This window comes from Halanaerobaculum tunisiense (genome assembly GCF_054657635.1).
Map to the genome: position 1 here is coordinate 138,246 of NZ_BAAHYI010000003.1, position 18,217 is coordinate 156,462.

Annotated in this window: 10 protein-coding genes, 9 tRNA genes and 3 rRNA genes; 4 read left to right on the forward strand and 18 right to left on the reverse strand. The window is 37.9% G+C overall.

Annotated elements, in window-relative coordinates; translation table 11 throughout:
• Positions 1-239 precede the first annotated feature (239 nt).
• A complete protein-coding gene (locus ACYQ3D_RS03695) occupies positions 240-761 on the forward strand; it encodes a D-glycero-alpha-D-manno-heptose-1,7-bisphosphate 7-phosphatase (protein WP_459836375.1) in 522 nt (173 codons plus the stop codon).
• Here ACYQ3D_RS03695 and pdxR read toward each other — a convergent pair.
• Positions 758-2,224 (reverse strand): MocR-like pyridoxine biosynthesis transcription factor PdxR, encoded by a 1,467-nt coding sequence (pdxR, locus tag ACYQ3D_RS03700; protein ID WP_459836377.1) that lies wholly within the window; start codon positions 2,222-2,224, stop codon positions 758-760. The genes ACYQ3D_RS03695 and pdxR overlap by 4 nt on opposite strands.
• 208 nt (positions 2,225-2,432) lie before the next feature.
• On the opposite strand from pdxR, the gene pdxS reads away from it, so the two are divergent.
• Complete coding sequence (pdxS, locus tag ACYQ3D_RS03705) at positions 2,433-3,311, forward strand: pyridoxal 5'-phosphate synthase lyase subunit PdxS (protein ID WP_459836380.1); 879 nt, start codon at positions 2,433-2,435, stop codon at positions 3,309-3,311.
• 12 nt (positions 3,312-3,323) lie between these two features.
• Positions 3,324-3,902 (forward strand): pyridoxal 5'-phosphate synthase glutaminase subunit PdxT, encoded by a 579-nt coding sequence (gene pdxT / locus ACYQ3D_RS03710; RefSeq protein ID WP_459836382.1) that lies wholly within the window; start codon positions 3,324-3,326, stop codon positions 3,900-3,902.
• Between the two features lie 24 nt (positions 3,903-3,926).
• On the opposite strand, the gene pfkB is transcribed toward pdxT, so the two are convergent.
• The 17 genes from pfkB to ACYQ3D_RS03795 form a co-directional block, all read right to left on the reverse strand.
• Positions 3,927-4,856 carry a 1-phosphofructokinase gene (gene pfkB, locus ACYQ3D_RS03715; RefSeq protein ID WP_459836384.1) on the reverse strand — a complete coding sequence of 310 codons (930 nt, stop codon included), beginning with the start codon at positions 4,854-4,856 and terminating at the stop codon, positions 3,927-3,929.
• Positions 4,857-4,951: 95 nt separating this feature from the next.
• A complete protein-coding gene (locus ACYQ3D_RS03720) occupies positions 4,952-5,731 on the reverse strand; it encodes a LytR/AlgR family response regulator transcription factor (protein ID WP_459836386.1) in 780 nt (259 codons plus the stop codon).
• Positions 5,724-7,442: a LytS/YhcK type 5TM receptor domain-containing protein gene (locus ACYQ3D_RS03725; RefSeq protein WP_459836388.1), complete on the reverse strand. Its 1,719-nt coding sequence runs from the start codon at positions 7,440-7,442 to the stop codon at positions 5,724-5,726. Before ACYQ3D_RS03725 ends, ACYQ3D_RS03720 begins: the two co-directional genes overlap by 8 nt.
• Positions 7,443-7,586: 144 nt before the next feature.
• Positions 7,587-9,020 (reverse strand): carbon starvation CstA family protein, encoded by a 1,434-nt coding sequence (locus tag ACYQ3D_RS03730; RefSeq protein WP_459836390.1) that lies wholly within the window; start codon positions 9,018-9,020, stop codon positions 7,587-7,589.
• 176 nt (positions 9,021-9,196) lie between these two features.
• Complete coding sequence (locus ACYQ3D_RS03735) at positions 9,197-10,927, reverse strand: ABC transporter ATP-binding protein (RefSeq protein ID WP_459836392.1); 1,731 nt, start codon at positions 10,925-10,927, stop codon at positions 9,197-9,199.
• Positions 10,928-10,994: 67 nt separating this feature from the next.
• A tRNA-Pro gene (locus ACYQ3D_RS03740) sits at positions 10,995-11,071 on the reverse strand.
• A gap of 5 nt (positions 11,072-11,076) precedes the next feature.
• A tRNA-Gly gene (locus ACYQ3D_RS03745) sits at positions 11,077-11,153 on the reverse strand.
• A gap of 24 nt (positions 11,154-11,177) precedes the next feature.
• Positions 11,178-11,250 (reverse strand) — tRNA-Met (locus ACYQ3D_RS03750).
• Between the two features lie 4 nt (positions 11,251-11,254).
• A tRNA-Lys gene (locus tag ACYQ3D_RS03755) sits at positions 11,255-11,330 on the reverse strand.
• 15 nt (positions 11,331-11,345) lie between these two features.
• Positions 11,346-11,421: transfer RNA gene (locus tag ACYQ3D_RS03760), tRNA-Thr, on the reverse strand.
• Positions 11,422-11,425: 4 nt separating this feature from the next.
• Positions 11,426-11,502, reverse strand: a tRNA-Asp gene (locus ACYQ3D_RS03765).
• A gap of 107 nt (positions 11,503-11,609) precedes the next feature.
• Positions 11,610-11,685: transfer RNA gene (locus ACYQ3D_RS03770), tRNA-Val, on the reverse strand.
• Between the two features lie 215 nt (positions 11,686-11,900).
• Positions 11,901-11,976 (reverse strand) — tRNA-Glu (locus tag ACYQ3D_RS03775).
• Positions 11,977-12,082: 106 nt separating this feature from the next.
• Positions 12,083-12,157: transfer RNA gene (locus ACYQ3D_RS03780), tRNA-Gln, on the reverse strand.
• 18 nt (positions 12,158-12,175) lie between these two features.
• Positions 12,176-12,292: ribosomal RNA gene (gene rrf, locus ACYQ3D_RS03785) — 5S ribosomal RNA — on the reverse strand.
• Positions 12,293-12,396: 104 nt separating this feature from the next.
• Positions 12,397-15,359 (reverse strand): 23S ribosomal RNA (locus ACYQ3D_RS03790).
• Between the two features lie 109 nt (positions 15,360-15,468).
• Positions 15,469-16,989: ribosomal RNA gene (locus tag ACYQ3D_RS03795) — 16S ribosomal RNA — on the reverse strand.
• The 16S, 23S and 5S rRNA genes sit together here with 9 tRNA genes alongside, the layout of an rRNA operon.
• 410 nt (positions 16,990-17,399) lie before the next feature.
• Here ACYQ3D_RS03795 and ACYQ3D_RS03800 point away from each other — a divergent pair.
• Positions 17,400-18,131 (forward strand): PHP domain-containing protein, encoded by a 732-nt coding sequence (locus ACYQ3D_RS03800; protein ID WP_459836394.1) that lies wholly within the window; start codon positions 17,400-17,402, stop codon positions 18,129-18,131.
• The last annotated feature ends 86 nt before the right edge of the window (positions 18,132-18,217 follow it).

Here is an 18,217-nt window from a genome sequence, read left to right on the forward strand (position 1 = left end):
AGATTTTGAATTTGAATGTTTTGAATTGGCTGACAGCACACAGCACACCTTTCGGGTCTCACGACCACTTCATGATAAATCTACTGACGACTGTGTCACCTGCGGTGACACAATATATCAATAATACTTCTTAGAATTAAACTACTCACTAATTTAATTATTAACATGACCTCAGTATAATAAACAATTATTAAGAAAATATTAAACAATACAATATACTAGTCTAAGGAGGGAGCCGAATGAACAAAGCTGTATTTTTAGATCGTGATGGGGTCATCAATAATTATGATAAACCAGTTAATAGCCCCCAAGACTTAACCTTATATTCCTGGACAGCTAGTGCTATCAAAAAACTTAACCAGCAAGATTATAAAGTTTATATCGTAACTAACCAAGGAGGGATTGAATGTGGTTACTTTTCCCAGCAAGATTTAGATAAAATCCACCAACATTTAATCAGCACTTTACAAGATAATGATGCTATTATCAATGATATTGAGTTTTGTCCCCACTTTGAGACTGATTGTGATTGTAGAAAACCAAAGCCAGGTATGATTCTTAAATTAGCTAATAAACATAATGTTAATTTAGATCTTTCCTATATGGTTGGTGACCGCAAATCAGATATTATTGCCGGAAAAAAAGCTGGCTGTACAACTATTAAAATAGGGGCCAAATATCCAGGCGCTAACTACTCAACAGACAACCTCCAAGAAGCTACAAAACTTATTTTACAACTGGATAACCAAGTTCCTCACTAAACTAGAGGCATCATTGAAGTATCCCAGTTATCAGTATCAGCACTTAATTCCTCCTCTAAAACAGTAGCTAAAATCTTAACTCCAGATCTAATTTCCTGCTCCTTAACAGCTGCAATACTTAATCTGAGCCGATTCTTTCGTGGGTTACTAGAATAAAAAACTTCTCCTGGAGCAATATTAACTCCTTTAGCCAAGGTTTTCCTCTTTATTTTGGTAGCTGATAAACCCTGAGGTAGCTGTAACCAAAGATTCAGTCCTCCTTGCGGAGCTATAAATTCAATCTTTGGGGGCAATAGATCATCTAAAGCAGCAATCATTTTTTGATAACGCCGCTGGTAGGTATCTTTTAGATTAGCTAGTTGTTCGGCCCAGACTTCTTCTCTAAAGTATAAGTCCAGTACTCGCTGTACTAAACCATCAGTAAAAATATCAGACATATATTTAGCTAATAAAACATCAGCAAAATAATTAGCAGGAATCAATAAAAAAGCTAATCTTAAACCAGGCATAAATATTTTAGAAAAACTTTTGATATAGATTACCATCCCAGTTTCATCTAGTGATTTTAACGAGTGATTATCAGCTAAACTATAATTTAAATCACTTAAACAATCATCCTCTACAATTAATAAATCATGCTTATTAGCCAGCTCCATTAATCTCTTCTTTTTAGCCTGGGAATAGCTATAACCAGTTGGATTCTGAAAATTAGGCATTAGATATAAAAATCGGGGACTAAACTCTTCTAATTTAGCCTCTAAATAATCTAGATCTATCCCTGTCTCTGTAATAGGTATCTCCACAATATTAGCCTTTCTGGATTTAAAAACAGAAATAGCCCCTGGATAAGTAGGACGTTCAACAAAGACAGTATCTCCATAATCCAAAAAAGTCTTAGCTAAAATGTCTATTCCTTGTTGAGCACCAGAGACTATTTGAATCTCCTCGGGCTTACTTTCTATATCATATCTAGTTACATACTGACTAATAGATTGGCGCAAAGATAAATATCCTTGACTCTGTTGGTACCCAAAGGCATAACCTTGATCTCTATCTAACACCTTATTCAATAACTTCTTAAAGGTAGTTATTGGAAATAAATCTGGAGTGGGAGCAGCAGTAGCAAAATTAATCTGCTCTGGAGTAACCAATTTAGTATCTTCATCAATATATACCTGTTGGTCTAATTGAGATACTTGTTCTTTAGCTTCTTCTGGTGTAATATCAGCTACAAAAGTACCACTACCTACTTTTTTATTAACTAACCCCTCTTCTTCTAATAAATCATACCCTTTAACTACTGTTACATTATTAACCCCTAACTGCTTAGCTAACTTACGAATTGGTGGTAACTTAGTATCAGGCTGTAAGCTCCCTTCTTTAATTAAATCTCGAATCTGATTATATAACTGGAGATAAAGATGAATAGAAGCAGATTTGTCCAGTTTTATCTGATCTAACATACTAATCACTCCTTATTTTAAATACTCTTGCTATATTAAATTAAAATTAAACAATACAATTATCAATTTCAAATTATTATTGTTCCCTTCTTGACAATACAATAATATGTTATATAATTAATAATGGGTACAATATTAATGGTTTATTATTGAACCCATACAATCATTATACGCTAAATAAAATTTACTGTAAAGGAGTTGAGTAAATATGAACAATCGCTATCAATTAAATAAGAATTTAGCTCAAATGCTTAAAGGTGGCGTAATTATGGATGTCACTAGTCCCCAAGAAGCACAAATAGCCGAAGATGCAGGAGCAGTTGCTGTCATGGCATTAGAAAGAGTACCAGCTGATATCCGCAACCAAGGAGGAGTAGCTAGAGCTTCTGACCCAGCTATGATTAAAGAGATTATTGATACAGTTTCTATCCCCATAATGGCCAAAGCAAGAATCGGACATTTTGTAGAGGCGCAAGTACTAGAATCAATTGGAGTGGATTACATAGATGAAAGTGAGGTATTAACTCCGGCTGATGAGGATAATCATATCAATAAGACAGAATTTGAAGTTCCCTTTGTCTGTGGTGGAACTAACTTAAATGAGGTATTACGCAGAATCGGTGAAGGAGCAAGTATGATCCGGACTAAAGGAGAAGCAGGAACAGGAAATGTAGTAGAAGCAGTAAGACATATGAGAAAGATCAATTCGCAAATTCGACAATTAACTACCAAAGATAACGAAGAGCTAATGACTACTGCTAAGGAAATGAGGGCTCCTTTTGAATTAGTCAAGTATGTAGCTAACGAAGAAGAACTACCAGTTATTAATTTTGCTGCTGGAGGTATAGCTACTCCTGCTGATGCAGCAATGATGATGCAACTAGGCTGTGATGGAGTATTTGTAGGTTCAGGTATCTTCAAATCAGGAAATCCTAGTCAAAGAGCTAAAGCCATTGTTAAAGCTACAGCCTATTATGATGATCCTCAAATTATAGCTGAAGTATCAGAAAATATAGGCGAAGCTATGGTCGGAATTAACATTGATACTCTAGAGGACAAAGAAAAATTAGCCGACCGAGGCTGGTAAGGTGGTAACAATATGGTTAAAATCGGAGTATTATCATTTCAAGGTGGAGTAACAGAACATCTTAATCTACTAGATCAGATTCCTGATGTTACTCCTCTGGCAGTTAAAAAGAAGAAAGACTTTAGTACTTTAGATGGCTTGATTCTTCCGGGAGGAGAAAGTACTACTATCAATAAATTACTGAATATATTTGGCTTACAGGAGACTATTATTCAACTAGCCCAGCAAGGAATTCCTATTTGGGGAACCTGTGCGGGGATGATTCTGTTAGCTGATAGACTAACTAGCGGACCAGGTTATCTAAGACTAATGGATATTACAGTTAAGCGAAATGCTTATGGTAATCAATTAGATAGCTTTAAAACTAAAACCCAGATCCCTAAACTAACAGATAAAAAAATACCTTTAGTCTTTATCAGAGCACCTTATGTTACTCAAGTTGGCCCGCAAGTAGAAGTCTTACTCCAACTACAAGATCAAATAGTAGCTATAGAAGAAGATAATCTATTAGCTACTTCTTTTCATCCTGAATTAGCTACTGATTTAACTATTCATCGTTATTTTGTGGAAAAGGTTAAAAAAAGTATTTAAAGTAGATAAAGAAGATACTTAATATTAAGTATCTTCTTTATCTATCTTAACTTCATCGCTCCACTTCTTGACTTCTGATAACTCTCCTGTTTCAGTTCCTGGTTGTAATATAGTAGCCACACTGACTGCTATAGCAAATCTCAACATTTCTTCCGGTGGTCTATCATCCATATAACTACTAGCCATCCCCGCTACTAAACTATCTCCAGCCCCAACTGTACTTACTGGGTCAACTTGAGGCGGAATTGCTCTTATTACTTCCTCTTCGGTAATCAATACTGCTCCTTTAGCCCCCATTGATACTAATACCAATTCAATTCCCTCTGTTACTAGCTCCTGGCCTATATCTATAACACCATCTAATGATAACTCCTTACCATAGATTTCTTCTAATTCATGAATATTAGGTTTGATTAAAGTAGGGTTAGCTTCTAAAGCTAATTTTAAAGGTTGCCCAGAAGTATCTAAGAATACTTTAGTCTCCTCTTGGCCAAGCTGGGAAATCAAAGTTTGATAAAAGTTCTGGGGCAAACTAGGAGGAAGGCTTCCTGCTAAGACAATAATTTCACTATCATTTGCTGCTTTAATTATGTTTTGTTTAGTTTTCTCCAATACTACAGATGAAATATCAGGTCCTAATTGATTGATTTTTGTCTGACTACCAGATTTATCCACTACTTTTAGGTTAACCCGAGTCTCTTCTTCGGTCCAACTGATCTCAGACAGAATTCCTTTTTCCTCTAAACAATTAACAATATATTCTCCACTAGCCCCTCCTAAACAAGCTATAGCCCGAGCTTCCTTACCCAACTTAGTAACATCTTTAGCTACGTTAATTCCTTTTCCAGCGGCATCTTTACGCACAGATGCTACTTGATTAACTGTTCCTAACTCTAATTTAGAAGTCTCTACTGTATGATCAACTGCTGGATTAATAGTTACCGTAGTAATCACATTTACTCCTCCCCGATTAGATCTTATATTTATTATTTGCTTCTGCTAGAATTTAATGTACCAAAAAACAGAAAATTCACCATACTGGTGAATAATCATAAATCAAATATCTCTTGTATTTTTTTAACTTTAGTACGGCTAACTGGTACTTGTGTATTTGCTTTATCATTCATTACTACTTGATATTTTCCTTTGAACCAGGGAATAACTTCCTTAATTTGCTCTAGATTAACTATATAACTGCGATGAATTCGTAAAAAATTTGCTCCACTTAACTTCTCTTCTAATTCTGATAAGTTTAAATCAACCTCATATTCTTGCTCATAAGTTTTAGCATAAACTTGTTTATTTTTAGTATAAAAAAGAATTATCTGTTTATACTCTATTAGTTTCATTCGCCCCCGATTAGTTTTGACTGCTAACTTATCAATATCTATCCCCTGTTGGTTCTGTTCTAATTTATCAACCAATTTTTCAAATTTATCTTTTAATTGTTGATTAGAACCAGTATACAATTCTCTTACCCGATCAATTGTTTCGTATACTTGTTCCTTTTCGTAAGGTTTTAATATATAATTAATTGCATTTACTTGAAAAGCCTCTAAAGCATAATCACTGTAGGCAGTTAAAAAAATAATTTTAGGTATTTTAGCAAAATTTTGTACTTCTCTAGCAACTTCCAAACCAGTTTTCCCAGGCATTTGAATATCTAGAAACACAAGATCTGGTTCCTTGTTTTTAATCAATTGTAGAGCTTGTAGACCATTATTAGCCTCACCTATCAATTTTATATCATCAATCTCTGCTAATATAAAACTTAGTTCATTACGAGCAGGAAATTCATCATCAACAATAATTGTTCTTAAATTATTCATTTTTCTCAACAGCCCCCCTATTATCTGGTAATTTGATTTTAACTATTGTACCTTCCTGTAATTCACTTGAAATCGTTAATCCATATTCTGTGCCATATATTTTTTTCAGTCGCTGATTAACATTATTTAATCCTATTCCACTATTTTCTCCATAACCTAGTTTTAAAATATTATTTAATTTTGAGGCAGGTATTCCTACACCATCATCTTCAATCTTAATAATTAGATCCCCGTCTTCTTTAAAGGCTATAATCATTACTTGTCCTTTAACTGGTTGAGGGGCCAACCCATGTTTAATAGCATTTTCTATAATTGGTTGTAAAGTAAAACTAGGTACTTTATTAGTCAATAATTCATCTGGAATATCAATAATCATTTCCAGTTTCTCTCTATATCTAGCTTTTTCTAGAGCTAGATAGTCGCGAACATAGTCTAGTTCCTGTTCTAAAGAAACCAGTTTGCTATTTTGCTTTAATGTCTTACGGAAAAATTTAGATAACTTCAGCAATAACTCTCTAGCTTGCTCAGGGTCAGTTCTACAAAAAGAAACAATAGTATTTAAAGCATTAAATAAAAAATGGGGATGTATCTGAGCTTGCAAAGCTTTAAGTTCTGCTTCTGTTGTTAATTGAGCTTCTTGTTTTAAACTTGATATCTGTAGCTGAGTTGATAATAATCTAGCAATTCCTCGGGCCAACTCCAACTCTACATTAGTAATTCCTTGTTCAGTTGTCTTATATAATTTTAAGACCCCAATTATTTCTTCCCCTCTTTTTAAAGGCGCTATTACAGCAGAACGCAAAGAACAATCCTCAATTGGACAACCAATCCCTTCTTGATGCTCAATTAAAGTTACTTCTCCGTTAGCTAAAGCCTGTTTAGTAGCATCAGTTAAAATCTCTTCTCCCGCCTGATGATGGCCTTCACTAATTCCACAATGAGCTAAAACTTGTTCTCTATCAGTTATTGATACAGCTGCGATTTCTGTAATCTGTAAAATAATTTTAGCAGTTTCTAACGCTGATTCATAATTTAAACCATCACGTAAATAGCAAATACTTTTATTAGCAATCTTTAAAGCTTTATAAGCTTGCAAAGCCTTTACTTCCTCTTCTTTTTTAAAACTCTTTTGCAAAATATCAATGAAAAATACAATGCCTAAGGAATTACTTAAAATCATCGGAATAGCAATCACTTTTACTAATTGATAAGCTACAGGATATGGTTTACTTAAGCCAAGAACAAGCCCCATCTCTAAAACTTCAACTAGTACCCCCAAACTAAAACTTTCCTGTAAACTAATTCTATTCAGGGGGCGATAATAATGAACAAGTCCGCCAATTAAACCAGCCAGCGTAGTAGATAAAGCACAAGCAAAGGCAGTAAATCCGCCTAAATAAAAACGATGTAACCCTCCTATTAAACCAGCTAAAACACCAACAGTTGGCCCGCCAAGCAACCCACCAATCACAGCTCCAATAGCTCTAATATTAGCATAAGCACCTTGAATAAATATCCCGGAATAGGTTCCTAAAATAGAAAGTAAACCAAAAAAGAAAACTAAAAAGACCTTAGTTTGTAATTTAGTCCTCCGATTAAACAATTGATTAAATAGATTAGTTTCTAACCCCAATAGATAAGCAGCAACTGCTATCACTGACATACTTTTAATTAAAGCAAATAATAAATTATTAATTTGGTCTAACTCCATTGTTATCTACCTTCTTTATTATTTTTTAATCTTATTTTTAATTAATTTTTTTTATAAGCTAAAATTTATACATCTTATAATTTTTTAGGGGGTAGAAAAATTCTTCTACCCCCTAACCAGCTTAAGCTTTACCAAACTTATTATTTAATTGTCTAAAGTAGCTACTTCTGAATCTTTATTAGCTACTATTTGATCTGCTTTGAATAAAAAGAAAGCCAAGGAACTTACACCTGCTAATACTCCTACAATAGTAGGAAACATCCCTTGAATAGAAAATCCTTCTGGAGCAGTCAAAATATAAGAAATAGAAACCGCTGTCATAAAAGAAGCTGGTAGACTAGCAATCCAATGTAGTCTGCCTTCTTGCATTAAATAAACAGCTCCAGCCCATAAAGCAATCATTGCTAAAGTCTGATTAGACCAAGCAAAATAACGCCAAATAACAGCAAAGTCCATTTGAGATAAGACAATTCCAATAGTAAATAACGGAATAGCTAACTTAAATCTGTTACCTTTATCCTTTTGGTCTAATTCAAATATATCAGCTAGAATTAATCTTGCACTCCGAAAAGCAGTATCTCCAGAACTAATTGGTAAAGCTACAACACCTAACATAGCTAAGACACCACCTGTTACACCTAACATATTATCACTAACTAATTTCACAATTCCTGCTGGACCACCATTTTCCGCCATTGTAGTAGCTAAACCTTCTGGTCCCCCAAATAATGTCATAGCTGCTGCTGCCCAGATTAAAGCAATTATACCTTCTGCAATCATTGCTCCATAAAATACTTTGCGACCATCTTTTTCGTTTTCTAAACAGCGAGCCATTAAGGGCGACTGAGTAGCGTGAAATCCACTAATTGCACCACAAGCAATAGTTACAAATAACATTGGCCACATAGATAAATCTTCAGGATGCATATTAGTTAAAGTAATATTGGGAATTTCATAATCTCCAATAATTAAGCTCCCACCAATTCCTAAAGCCATAATTAATAATGAACCACCTAAGATAGGATATATTTTAGCAATAATCTTATCAACAGGCAAAATAGTAGCAAGGAAATAATAAATAATAATAATTCCTAATAATAAATTAACATTTAAATTCGTCATATTTGCTAATAAACCTGCTGGTCCTCTCATAAATACTGTTCCTACTAAAACCAATAAAACAATTGAGAAGACACGCATGAATTTACGAGCACCTTCTCCTAAATATTCACCTGCAACCTCAGAAATACTTGCTCCACCATTACGAATTGATAACATTCCTGATAAGTAATCATGAACACCACCGGCAAAAATAGAACCTAATACAATCCACAAAAATGCTGCTGGACCAAATAATGCTCCTGCTATTGCTCCAAAGATTGGCCCTAATCCCGCAATATTCAATAATTGAATTAAAAAGATTCTCATCCAACTAAGTGGTACAAAATCAACACCATCTTGTTTAGTATAAGCTGGAGTTTCTTTTTTTTCATCAGCACCAAAAACTTTAGCTACTATCTTTCCATAAACAAGGTATCCTACAATTAAAAGAATTAAAGAACTAATAAATGATAACATATTTTTACCCCCTATAATTATTTTAAGTCAACTTGTTATGGGGTTATAAAATTATTGCTAACTTGTTACCTAACATTATAGGGTAATTTGTAATAAAAATTATATTTTTTTGCTGAATAACATAAAACTAATGATAAACTGCATTATATGATTCTAAATTTTAATTAAAAATATATTTAAGCAAGTAATTGTTCACTAAACTGTTTACTATATAAATCTTTATAAACTCCATTTTCTTTAGCTAATAGCTCTTCGTGTCTTCCTTGTTCTACTATCCCTTCTTCAGATAACACAATAATTTTATCAGCATCTTGAACAGTAGATAATCTATGAGCTATTACTAAAGTAGTTCTATCTTTAGCCAACCGATTTATAGATTCCTGAATAATTTGTTCACTTTCATTATCTAATGAAGAAGTAGCCTCATCTAAAATTAAAATAGGAGGATTCTTTAAAAAGGAACGAGCAATGGAAATTCTTTGTTTTTGTCCTCCAGATAATCTCACTCCTCGTTCACCAATTTGAGTATCATAACCTTCTTCTAAATTAATAATAAATTGATGAGCGTTCGCTTTTTTAGCGGCTGCAATAATTTCTTCTTCACTAGCTTCTAATCTACCATACTTAATATTTTCTTTTATTGTACCATTGAAAAGAAATACATCTTGTTGGACAATTCCTATCTTTTCTCTTAGCGACTGCAAAGTTAAATCTTGAATATTATGATCATCGATTAAAATACTCCCCCTATCAAGCTCATAAAATCTAGGTAATAATTTACATAATGTTGACTTCCCAGCCCCAGAAGGACCTACAAAAGCAACTGTTTGACCGGCAGAAATACTAATATTAATCCCAGATAATACCTTAGTATGATCTTCATAACCAAAAGTAACATCTTGATAATCTATAGTTCCCTCTACATCAGTTAGCTTCTGGGCATCAGCTTGATTCTTAATTTTAGACTCAACAGCCAATAATGTAGTAAACCTTTGAAATCCAGCCATTCCTTTTTGAAATTGTTCATTAAACTGAACTAACTTCTCAATTGGTTTAATAAACATCTTAACATAGAATACAAAAGCTACTAATTCACCAACTGTTAACTGATTCAAATAAATATAATAGCCTCCTACTCCTAAAGTAATCAAAGTAATTAAATTACTTAAAAAATTCATCGTGGAATAAAAGGTACCCATTGTCTGCATCGCATCTTCTCTTGATAGACGATAACTATTATTTTCTGTAGCAAATTTATCTTTTTCAACAGTTTCATTAGTAAATGATTTAACTACTCTAATCCCGCTTAAACTATCTTCAATTTGAGAATTAACTTGTCCTAGCTCTTCTTTAATTCCCTTAAAAGCTTGATGCATTTTTGTCCCTAACTTAATAGAAATATAAATCATAATTGGCAATACAGCAAAAGTAAATAAAGCTAATTGCCAATTAATAGTAAGTAAAATAACAAAGGAACCTATAATCATAACTGTAGAGGTTAAAAAATCTTCTGGCCCATGATGAGCTAATTCAGAAATATTATGCAGATCATTTACAATTCTAGACATTAGATAACCTATCTTATTATTATCATAAAACTTAAAAGATAACTTCTGTAAGTGAGTAAATAAATCACGACGCATATCAGTTTCTATTCGGATTCCTACTACATGTCCCCAATAATGAACTATATATTGTAAAATATATCTTAGAATATATAGTCCTAATAAAATAAAAATCAACTTAGTTACTATAACAAAATTCCGGTTAGGAAAATGATAATCAATCATCTCCTTAATAAAAATGGGAAAGATTAAATCTAAACCAGACATTATAAAAGCACTTAGTATATCAATTAAAAATAATCTCCAATGTGCTTTATAATAAGAACTGAATTTTTTTAACATTGACTAGCCTCCTTACTATACCTAAACTACAAAAAAGCCTCTTTTAAGAGGCTTTCAAAAAATAAAGTGGTCGGAGCAGCAGGATTTGAACCTGCGACCCCCTGGTCCCAAACCAGGTGCTCTGCCAAGCTGAGCCATGCTCCGATAATTGGAGCGGGAAACCGGACTCGAACCGGCGACACCCAGCTTGGAAGGCTGGTGCTCTAGCCAACTGAGCTACTCCCGCATATATATTTAATTGAATTAAGGGTTGCGGGGACTGGATTCGAACCAGTGGCCTCCGGGTTATGAGCCCGACGAGCTACCAACTGCTCTACCCCGCGTCATTGGTGAGCCATGGAGGAGTCGAACCTCCGACACCCAGATTAAAAGTCTGGTGCTCTACCAGCTGAGCTAATGGCCCTTGTTATATTTGAAGTGGAGCTGACGACCGGACTTGAACCGGTAACCTGCTGATTACAAGTCAGCTGCTCTGCCAATTGAGCTACGTCAGCTTAATGGCGGGGACGACGAGATTCGAACTCGCGATCTCCGGCGTGACAGGCCGGCGTGTTAACCAACTACACCACGTCCCCTAGAAATTCAATTGACAATTTATAATTTGCAATTTACAGTTGAATTCAAGATCTAATAATTGATTTTTCAATTGTCAATTCTTAATTGTACATTGTAAATTATTTAATGGTGGGCGAAACAGGGCTCGAACCTGTGACCCCCTGCTTGTAAGGCAGGTGCTCTCCCAACTGAGCTATTCGCCCCTATTTTTAGTGTACAATTTACAATGTATAGTCTACAGTTGAAAATCTAAGTCTTTATTAAGAACTTAACTGTAAATTGTTAATTGTAAACTGCTAATTTAAATTGGTACCCCTTCGAGTCTAAAACCCAAGACTCTCCGTGGATATTAATAATTAATCTTTCCTCTTAATATTTTATAGTAAGAAGTAATTTCTTAACTTTATTGTAAGTTTGTTGGTACCCCCAAGGGGATTCGAACCCCTGCCGCTGAGATGAAAACCCAGTATCCTAGGCCGCTAGACGATGGGGGCCTATAGATAGTTGACAGTGTACAATTTAGAATTTACAGTTGAATTCAAATTATTAAAATCTTTAAATTATTTGCTTTTCTAACTGTTCACTGTAAATTTAATTCATTGGCTGGGGTGGCTGGATTTGAACCAACGAGTGCAGGAGTCAAAGTCCTGTGCCTTACCACTTGGCGACACCCCATTAATAAATTAATATTAATTCTGGCAGCGACCTACTCTCCCATAAGGCAACCCTTATAGTACCATCGGCGCAGGAGGACTTAACTGCTGTGTTCGAAATGGGAACAGGTGTTACCCCTCCGCAATCACCACCAGATTTTTTATTATCTGCCTTCTGCTATCTGTCTTCAGTTTTTCCTGACGACTGATAGCTGATGACTGATAAATATTATACCTTCAAAACTGCACAATAGGTCTTCCTAGATTAAATCCTCGTTCTATTAGTACCAGTCAGCTTAGTGTGTCACCACACTTACACTCCTGACCTATCTACCTGGTCATCTACCAGGGAACTTACTGGATTATTCCATGGGATATCTAATCTCGAGATCTGCTTCACGCTTAGATGCTTTCAGCGCTTATCAGTTCCGCACTTAGCTACCCAACAATGCCATCGGTTGACAATTGGTACACCAGCGGTACGTCCATCCCGGTCCTCTCGTACTGGGGATAGTTTCCCTCAAATATCCTGCGCCCACGGCGGATAGGGACCGAACTGTCTCACGACGTTCTGAACCCAGCTCGCGTGCCGCTTTAATGGGCGAACAGCCCAACCCTTGGAACCTACTCCAGCTCCAGGATGCGACGAGCCGACATCGAGGTGCCAAACCTCCCCGTCGATGTGAACTCTTGGGGGAGATAAGCCTGTTATCCCCGGGGTAACTTTTATCCGTTGAGCGATGGCAAATCCATACTCTACCATCGGATCACTAAGCCCGACTTTCGTCCCTGCTCGACCTGTATGTCTTGCAGTCAAGCTCCCTTCTGCCTTTACACTCTGCGTACGATTTCCAACCGTACTGAGGGAACCTTGGGGCGACTCCGTTACTGTTTAGGAGTCGACCGCCCCAGTCAAACTGCCCATCTGAAACTGTCCCAGTACTGGATCACAGTACATGGTTAGAACACCGGCACAATAAGAGTGGTATCCCAAAGACGGCTCCATTGACACTAGCGCGCCAACTTCCTAGCCTCCCACTTATACTGTACGTAGTGTACCAAAGTTCAATATCAGATTGCAGTAAAGCTCCACGGGGTCTTTCCGTCCAGCCGCGGGTAGTCTGCATCTTCACAGACACTTCAATTTCACCGAGCCCTTCGTCGAGACAGTGTCTAAGTCGTTGCGCCATTCGTGCAGGTCGGAACTTACCCGACAAGGAATTTCGCTACCTTAGGACCGTTATAGTTACGGCCGCCGTTCACTGGGGCTTAAGTTTGATGCTTTGGAACAAGTCCTAACATCTCCCCGTGACCTTCCAGCACCGGGCAGGCGTCAGCCCCTATACTTCGACTTGCGTCTTAGCAGAGACCTGTGTTTTTGGTAAACAGTCGCTTAGACTTCTTTGTTGCAACCTCTTCGGGCAAAACCCTAATGAGGCACCCCTTCTCCCAAAGTTACGGGGTTAGTTTGCCGAGTTCCTTGACGAAGGTTAACTCGCTCGCTTTAGAATTCTCATCCAGTCCACCTGTGTCAGTTTGCGGTACGGATACCTATCACCTTGCTAGAGGTTTTTCTTGGCAGTAGAGACTCAACTTCTTCGCTTCCGTAGAAGCTCCCGATCACACTTTAGAGTTAACAATACTCCGGATTTACCTAGAGTATCCTCCTTGGTGCTTCGACCTGACAAACCGTTGTCAGGCAAGTCTATCTTCCTGCGTCACCCCTTTGCTCAAATGGAGATAGGTAGTGTCGGAATCTTGACCGACTATCCATCGCCTACGCCTTTCGGCCTCAGCTTAGGATCCGACTTACCCTGAGCGGACGAGCCTTGCTCAGGAAACCTTGGACTTACAGCGAATAGGATTCTCACCTATTTCTCGTTACTCATACCGGCATTATCGCTTCTATACAGTCCACAGCTCCTTTCAGTACTGCTTCAGTCCGTATAGAATGCTCTCCTACCATCAATAAAGATCCGCAGTTTCGGTGGTAAGCTTAAGCCCCGTAAATTTTTGGCGCAAGACCACTTGACCAGTGAGCTATTACGCACTCTTTAAATGAATGGCTGGTTCTAAGCCAACATCCTGGTTGTCTAAGCAGTCTCACTTCCTTTGCCACTTAGCTTACACTTAGGGACCTTAACTGGCGATCTGGGTTGTTCCCCTCTCGACTATGAAGCTTATCCCCCATAGTCTGACTCCCGGAGTTAATACAATGGGCTTCGGAGTTTGACTGGATTCGGTAGCTTGGGTAAGCCCCTAGTCCAATCAGTGCTCTACACCCAAAATATATGCTCCGAGGCTAGCCCTAAAGCTATTTCGGAGAGAACCAGCTATTTCCGAGTTCGATTGGCCTTTCACCCCTATCCACAGTTCATCCCATGGCTTTTCAACGCCAATGCGGTTGGGACTTCCACAGGCTACTACACCTGCTTCATCCTGACCATGGATAGGTCACTCGGTTTCGGGTCTATGGCAAGCGACTTGCGCCTTATTTCAGACTCGCTTTCGCTACGGCTTCGCCTTGTTGGCTTAACCTCTGCCACTTGACATAACTCGCCGGTTCGTTAAGCAAAAAGCACGCCATCAGGCTGATAAATATACGCCCTCTGACCGCTTGTAAGCATATGGTTTCAAGTTCTATTTCACTCCCCTTCCGGGGTTCTTTTCATCTTTCCCTCACGGTACTGGTTCACTATCGGTCGCTAGGAAGTATTTAGCCTTAAGAAATGGTCCTCCTGGCTTCCCACGAGGTTTCAAGTGTCTCATGGTACTCAGGAAATCAGCTCAGTTTCAGTTAGTTATTGTCTACTGGACTATTACCATCTGTGGTATAGCTTTCCAGCTACTTCGACTAACTAACAGAAATCTGATAATGCCTTTATGGAAGCATTGTGCTGATTCCTACGACCCTGTAATAGCAACGCCCATAAGCTTAGACACCATTACAGTTTAGGCTCTTCCCTCTTCGCTCGCCGCTACTAAGAGAATCGCAATTGCTTTCTGTTCCTAGGGTTACTAAGATGTTTCAGTTCACCCGGTTCCCTTTCCAGAGCTATTCAAATTAACTCTGGAATGACATGAGTTATCATGTCGGGTACTCCCATTAGGACATCCTTGAGTCAACACTTGTGTGCAGCTCGTCAAGGCTTATCGCAGCTTGCCACGTCCGTCATCGGCTCCTAGCGCCTAGATATCCACCATACGCCCTTACTAATTTAATCTAGGCTCGGTATTTCTACCTATTGTGCAGTTTTCAAGGTACAAATATTTCAGTCTCTCAAAACTAAACAATGTAGTAGGTTTCAACTATCAACCGTTTAAACTCCTTAGAAAGGAGGTGATCCAGCCGAACCTTCCGGTACGGCTACCTTGTTACGACTTCACCCCCCTTATCGGGCACACCTTCGGCGCTAAAAGCGACTTCTGGTGCCCCCAACTCGGGTGGTGTGACGGGCGGTGTGTACAAGGCCCGGGAACGGATTCACCGTGACATTCTGATCCACGATTACTAGCGACTCCAGCTTCATGCAGATGAATTGCAATCTGCAATCCGAACTGAGGTCTGCTTTAGGAGATTGGCGCAACCTTGCGGTCTAGCCACTCTCTGTACAAACCATTGTAGCACGTGTGTAGCCCAGAACATAAGGGGCATGATGACTTGACGTCATCCCCACCTTCCTCCGCGTTGCTCCCGCGGCAGTCTTCTTAGAGTCCCCACCATAACGTGCTGGCAACTAAGAACAGGGGTTACGCTCGTTGCGGGACTTAACCCAACATCTCACGACACGAGCTGACGACAGCCATGCACCACCTGTCATCTGTGTCTCCGAAGAGAAACTTCCTGTTACGGAATAGTCACAGGGATGTCAAGTTCTGGTAAGGTTCTGCGCGTTGCTTCGAATTAAACCACATGCTCCGCCGCTTGTGCGGGCCCCCGTCAATTCCTTTGAGTTTCAACCTTGCGGTCGTAATCCCCAGGCGGGATACTTAAAGCGTTAACTGCGGCGCGGAGGGAGTTGAACCCCCAACACCTAGTATCCAGCGTTTACAGCTAGGACTACCGGGGTATCTAATCCCGTTTGATACCCTAGCTTTCGTGCCTCAGCGTCAGAGTCAGACCAGAAGACTGTCTTCACCATTGGTGTTCTTCCTGATATCTACGTATTTCACCACTACACCAGGAATTCCATCTTCCTCTTCTGCTCTCAAGTCTAACAGTTTCAAAGGCCCTTCACTAGTTAAGCTAGTGGATTTCACCTCTGACTTGCTAGACCGCCTGCGCACCCTTTACGCCCAGTAATTCCGGACAACGCTTGCCCCTTACGTGTTACCGCGGCTGCTGGCACGTAATTAGCCGGGGCTTCCTTGTGAGGTACCGTCAAGCCTAGCAGCTATTCGCTACTAAGTTGTTCTTCCCTCAAGACAGAGCTTTACGACCCAAAGGCCTTCATCACTCACGCGGCGTTGCTCCGTCAAGCTCTCGCTCATTGCGGAAGATTCCCCACTGCAGCCTCCCGTAGGAGTCTGGGCCGTGTCTCAGTCCCAGTGTGGCCGATCACCCTCTCAGGTCGGCTACCCATCGTTGCCTTGGTAGGCTGTTATCCTACCAACTAGCTAATGGGACGCAAGCACATCTTTAAGCGGTAGTAAAACCACCTTTGCTCACTAGGAGCTTATCTGACATTAGCCACTCTTTCGAGAGGTTATTCCAGACTTAAAGGTAGATGACTTACGCGTTACTCACCCGTTCGCTGCTTTACTCGCTACCCGAAGGTAGCTTTCTCGCACAACTTGCATGTGTTAAGCACGCCGCCAGCGTTCGTCCTGAGCCAGGATCAAACTCTCCGAAAAAGGAATGAGTTTGAAACTAGCTTAGAATAGTTGAAACTCTACATTGTTTAGTTTTCAAAGACCGAAAAATTTATCTGTCCTTTGCAAGCGACACTTACTATATTATCAGATAAGTGATCACTTGTCAAGACTTTTCTTCGTTCTTTCTTGCTTGTCCTGAGAAAAATGCTTTCTCTCTCAAGCGACATTTATTATATTATCATAACTTCCTGTCACTGTCAAGAACTTTCCTGCTTTTCTTTGTTGTTTCTCTGCTTTCTCTCAAGCACGCCTACTATTATAGTGTATAAATTAAAGTTTGTCAAGAAGAAATAAAATATATCTCTTAGATCAAAAAGTAAATTAAGTTTGTAGATCTATAATATAATTGATATAATTAAATTACAATCCATTATAAAAGGAGAATAATTATGATAACCAAAAACCGATTACCTAATTTTTTCACCCAGTCACTAACCAAAGAACCACAGTATATTGATCTTCACTTACACACTATTGCTTCTGATGGATTAATAAAGCCTAAATTTCTTAAGGAATTCCTCAAAAGTATTCCTCATCTAATCTCTATTACAGACCATAATTCAATTGCTAGTAATCTAGAGTTACATTCTACACCTGAAATTAATATAATCCCTGGAATAGAAGTTGGTTGCCAAGATGGTTTTGAATTATTAATTTACTTTCAAGATATATCTGACCTAAAACACTTTTATATAAATTATGTAGAGCCTTTTAAAAACAAATATAAAATTACTCGAACTAGTAGAAACTATTCTTATTATTTAAATAAAGCTCAAAACTATAACTGTCTTCTATCTATACCTCATCCGGCTGGAGTAGCCCACAAAAATTACTTAAAAAATAAATCTTATATCTATCAAGCAATCAAACAAATAGATGCTATTGAAATATACAATCACGCTATTTCTGAAAAAAAGAATGAAATCGCCTACCAAACACAAAAAAACAGAAATAAACTTGTTACTTTTGGCAGCGACGCTCATATTAAAAAAGAAGTCTTATCTTTTTATAAATACCAAAATAATAACTTTTCTAAGTTATCCAGAGTAAAAAAGATACTTTATAATTGTTGCTCAATAGTTGCTTTATTTAGTAAGCATCTCCATCACTTATTAAATTAAAATAAGCCAAAGGAACCCCTGGCTTATTAATCACTAATATATTCCACTATTAATTTATCCTCTTGCATAATATGTAAAGCAAACCA

What these genes read in the sequence shown, in the direction of transcription:
- ACYQ3D_RS03695 (WP_459836375.1), top strand. Translation starts at nt 240, where the DNA reads ATGAACAAAGCTGTATTTTTAGATCGTGATGGGGTCATCAATAATTAT.
- pdxR (WP_459836377.1), bottom strand. Translation starts at nt 2,224, where the DNA reads ATGTTAGATCAGATAAAACTGGACAAATCTGCTTCTATTCATCTTTAT.
- pdxS (WP_459836380.1), top strand. Translation starts at nt 2,433, where the DNA reads ATGAACAATCGCTATCAATTAAATAAGAATTTAGCTCAAATGCTTAAA.
- pdxT (WP_459836382.1), top strand. Translation starts at nt 3,324, where the DNA reads ATGGTTAAAATCGGAGTATTATCATTTCAAGGTGGAGTAACAGAACAT.
- ACYQ3D_RS03720 (WP_459836386.1), bottom strand. Translation starts at nt 5,731, where the DNA reads ATGAATAATTTAAGAACAATTATTGTTGATGATGAATTTCCTGCTCGT.
- ACYQ3D_RS03725 (WP_459836388.1), bottom strand. Translation starts at nt 7,442, where the DNA reads ATGGAGTTAGACCAAATTAATAATTTATTATTTGCTTTAATTAAAAGT.
- ACYQ3D_RS03730 (WP_459836390.1), bottom strand. Translation starts at nt 9,020, where the DNA reads ATGTTATCATTTATTAGTTCTTTAATTCTTTTAATTGTAGGATACCTT.
- ACYQ3D_RS03735 (WP_459836392.1), bottom strand. Translation starts at nt 10,927, where the DNA reads ATGTTAAAAAAATTCAGTTCTTATTATAAAGCACATTGGAGATTATTT.
- ACYQ3D_RS03800 (WP_459836394.1), top strand. Translation starts at nt 17,400, where the DNA reads ATGATAACCAAAAACCGATTACCTAATTTTTTCACCCAGTCACTAACC.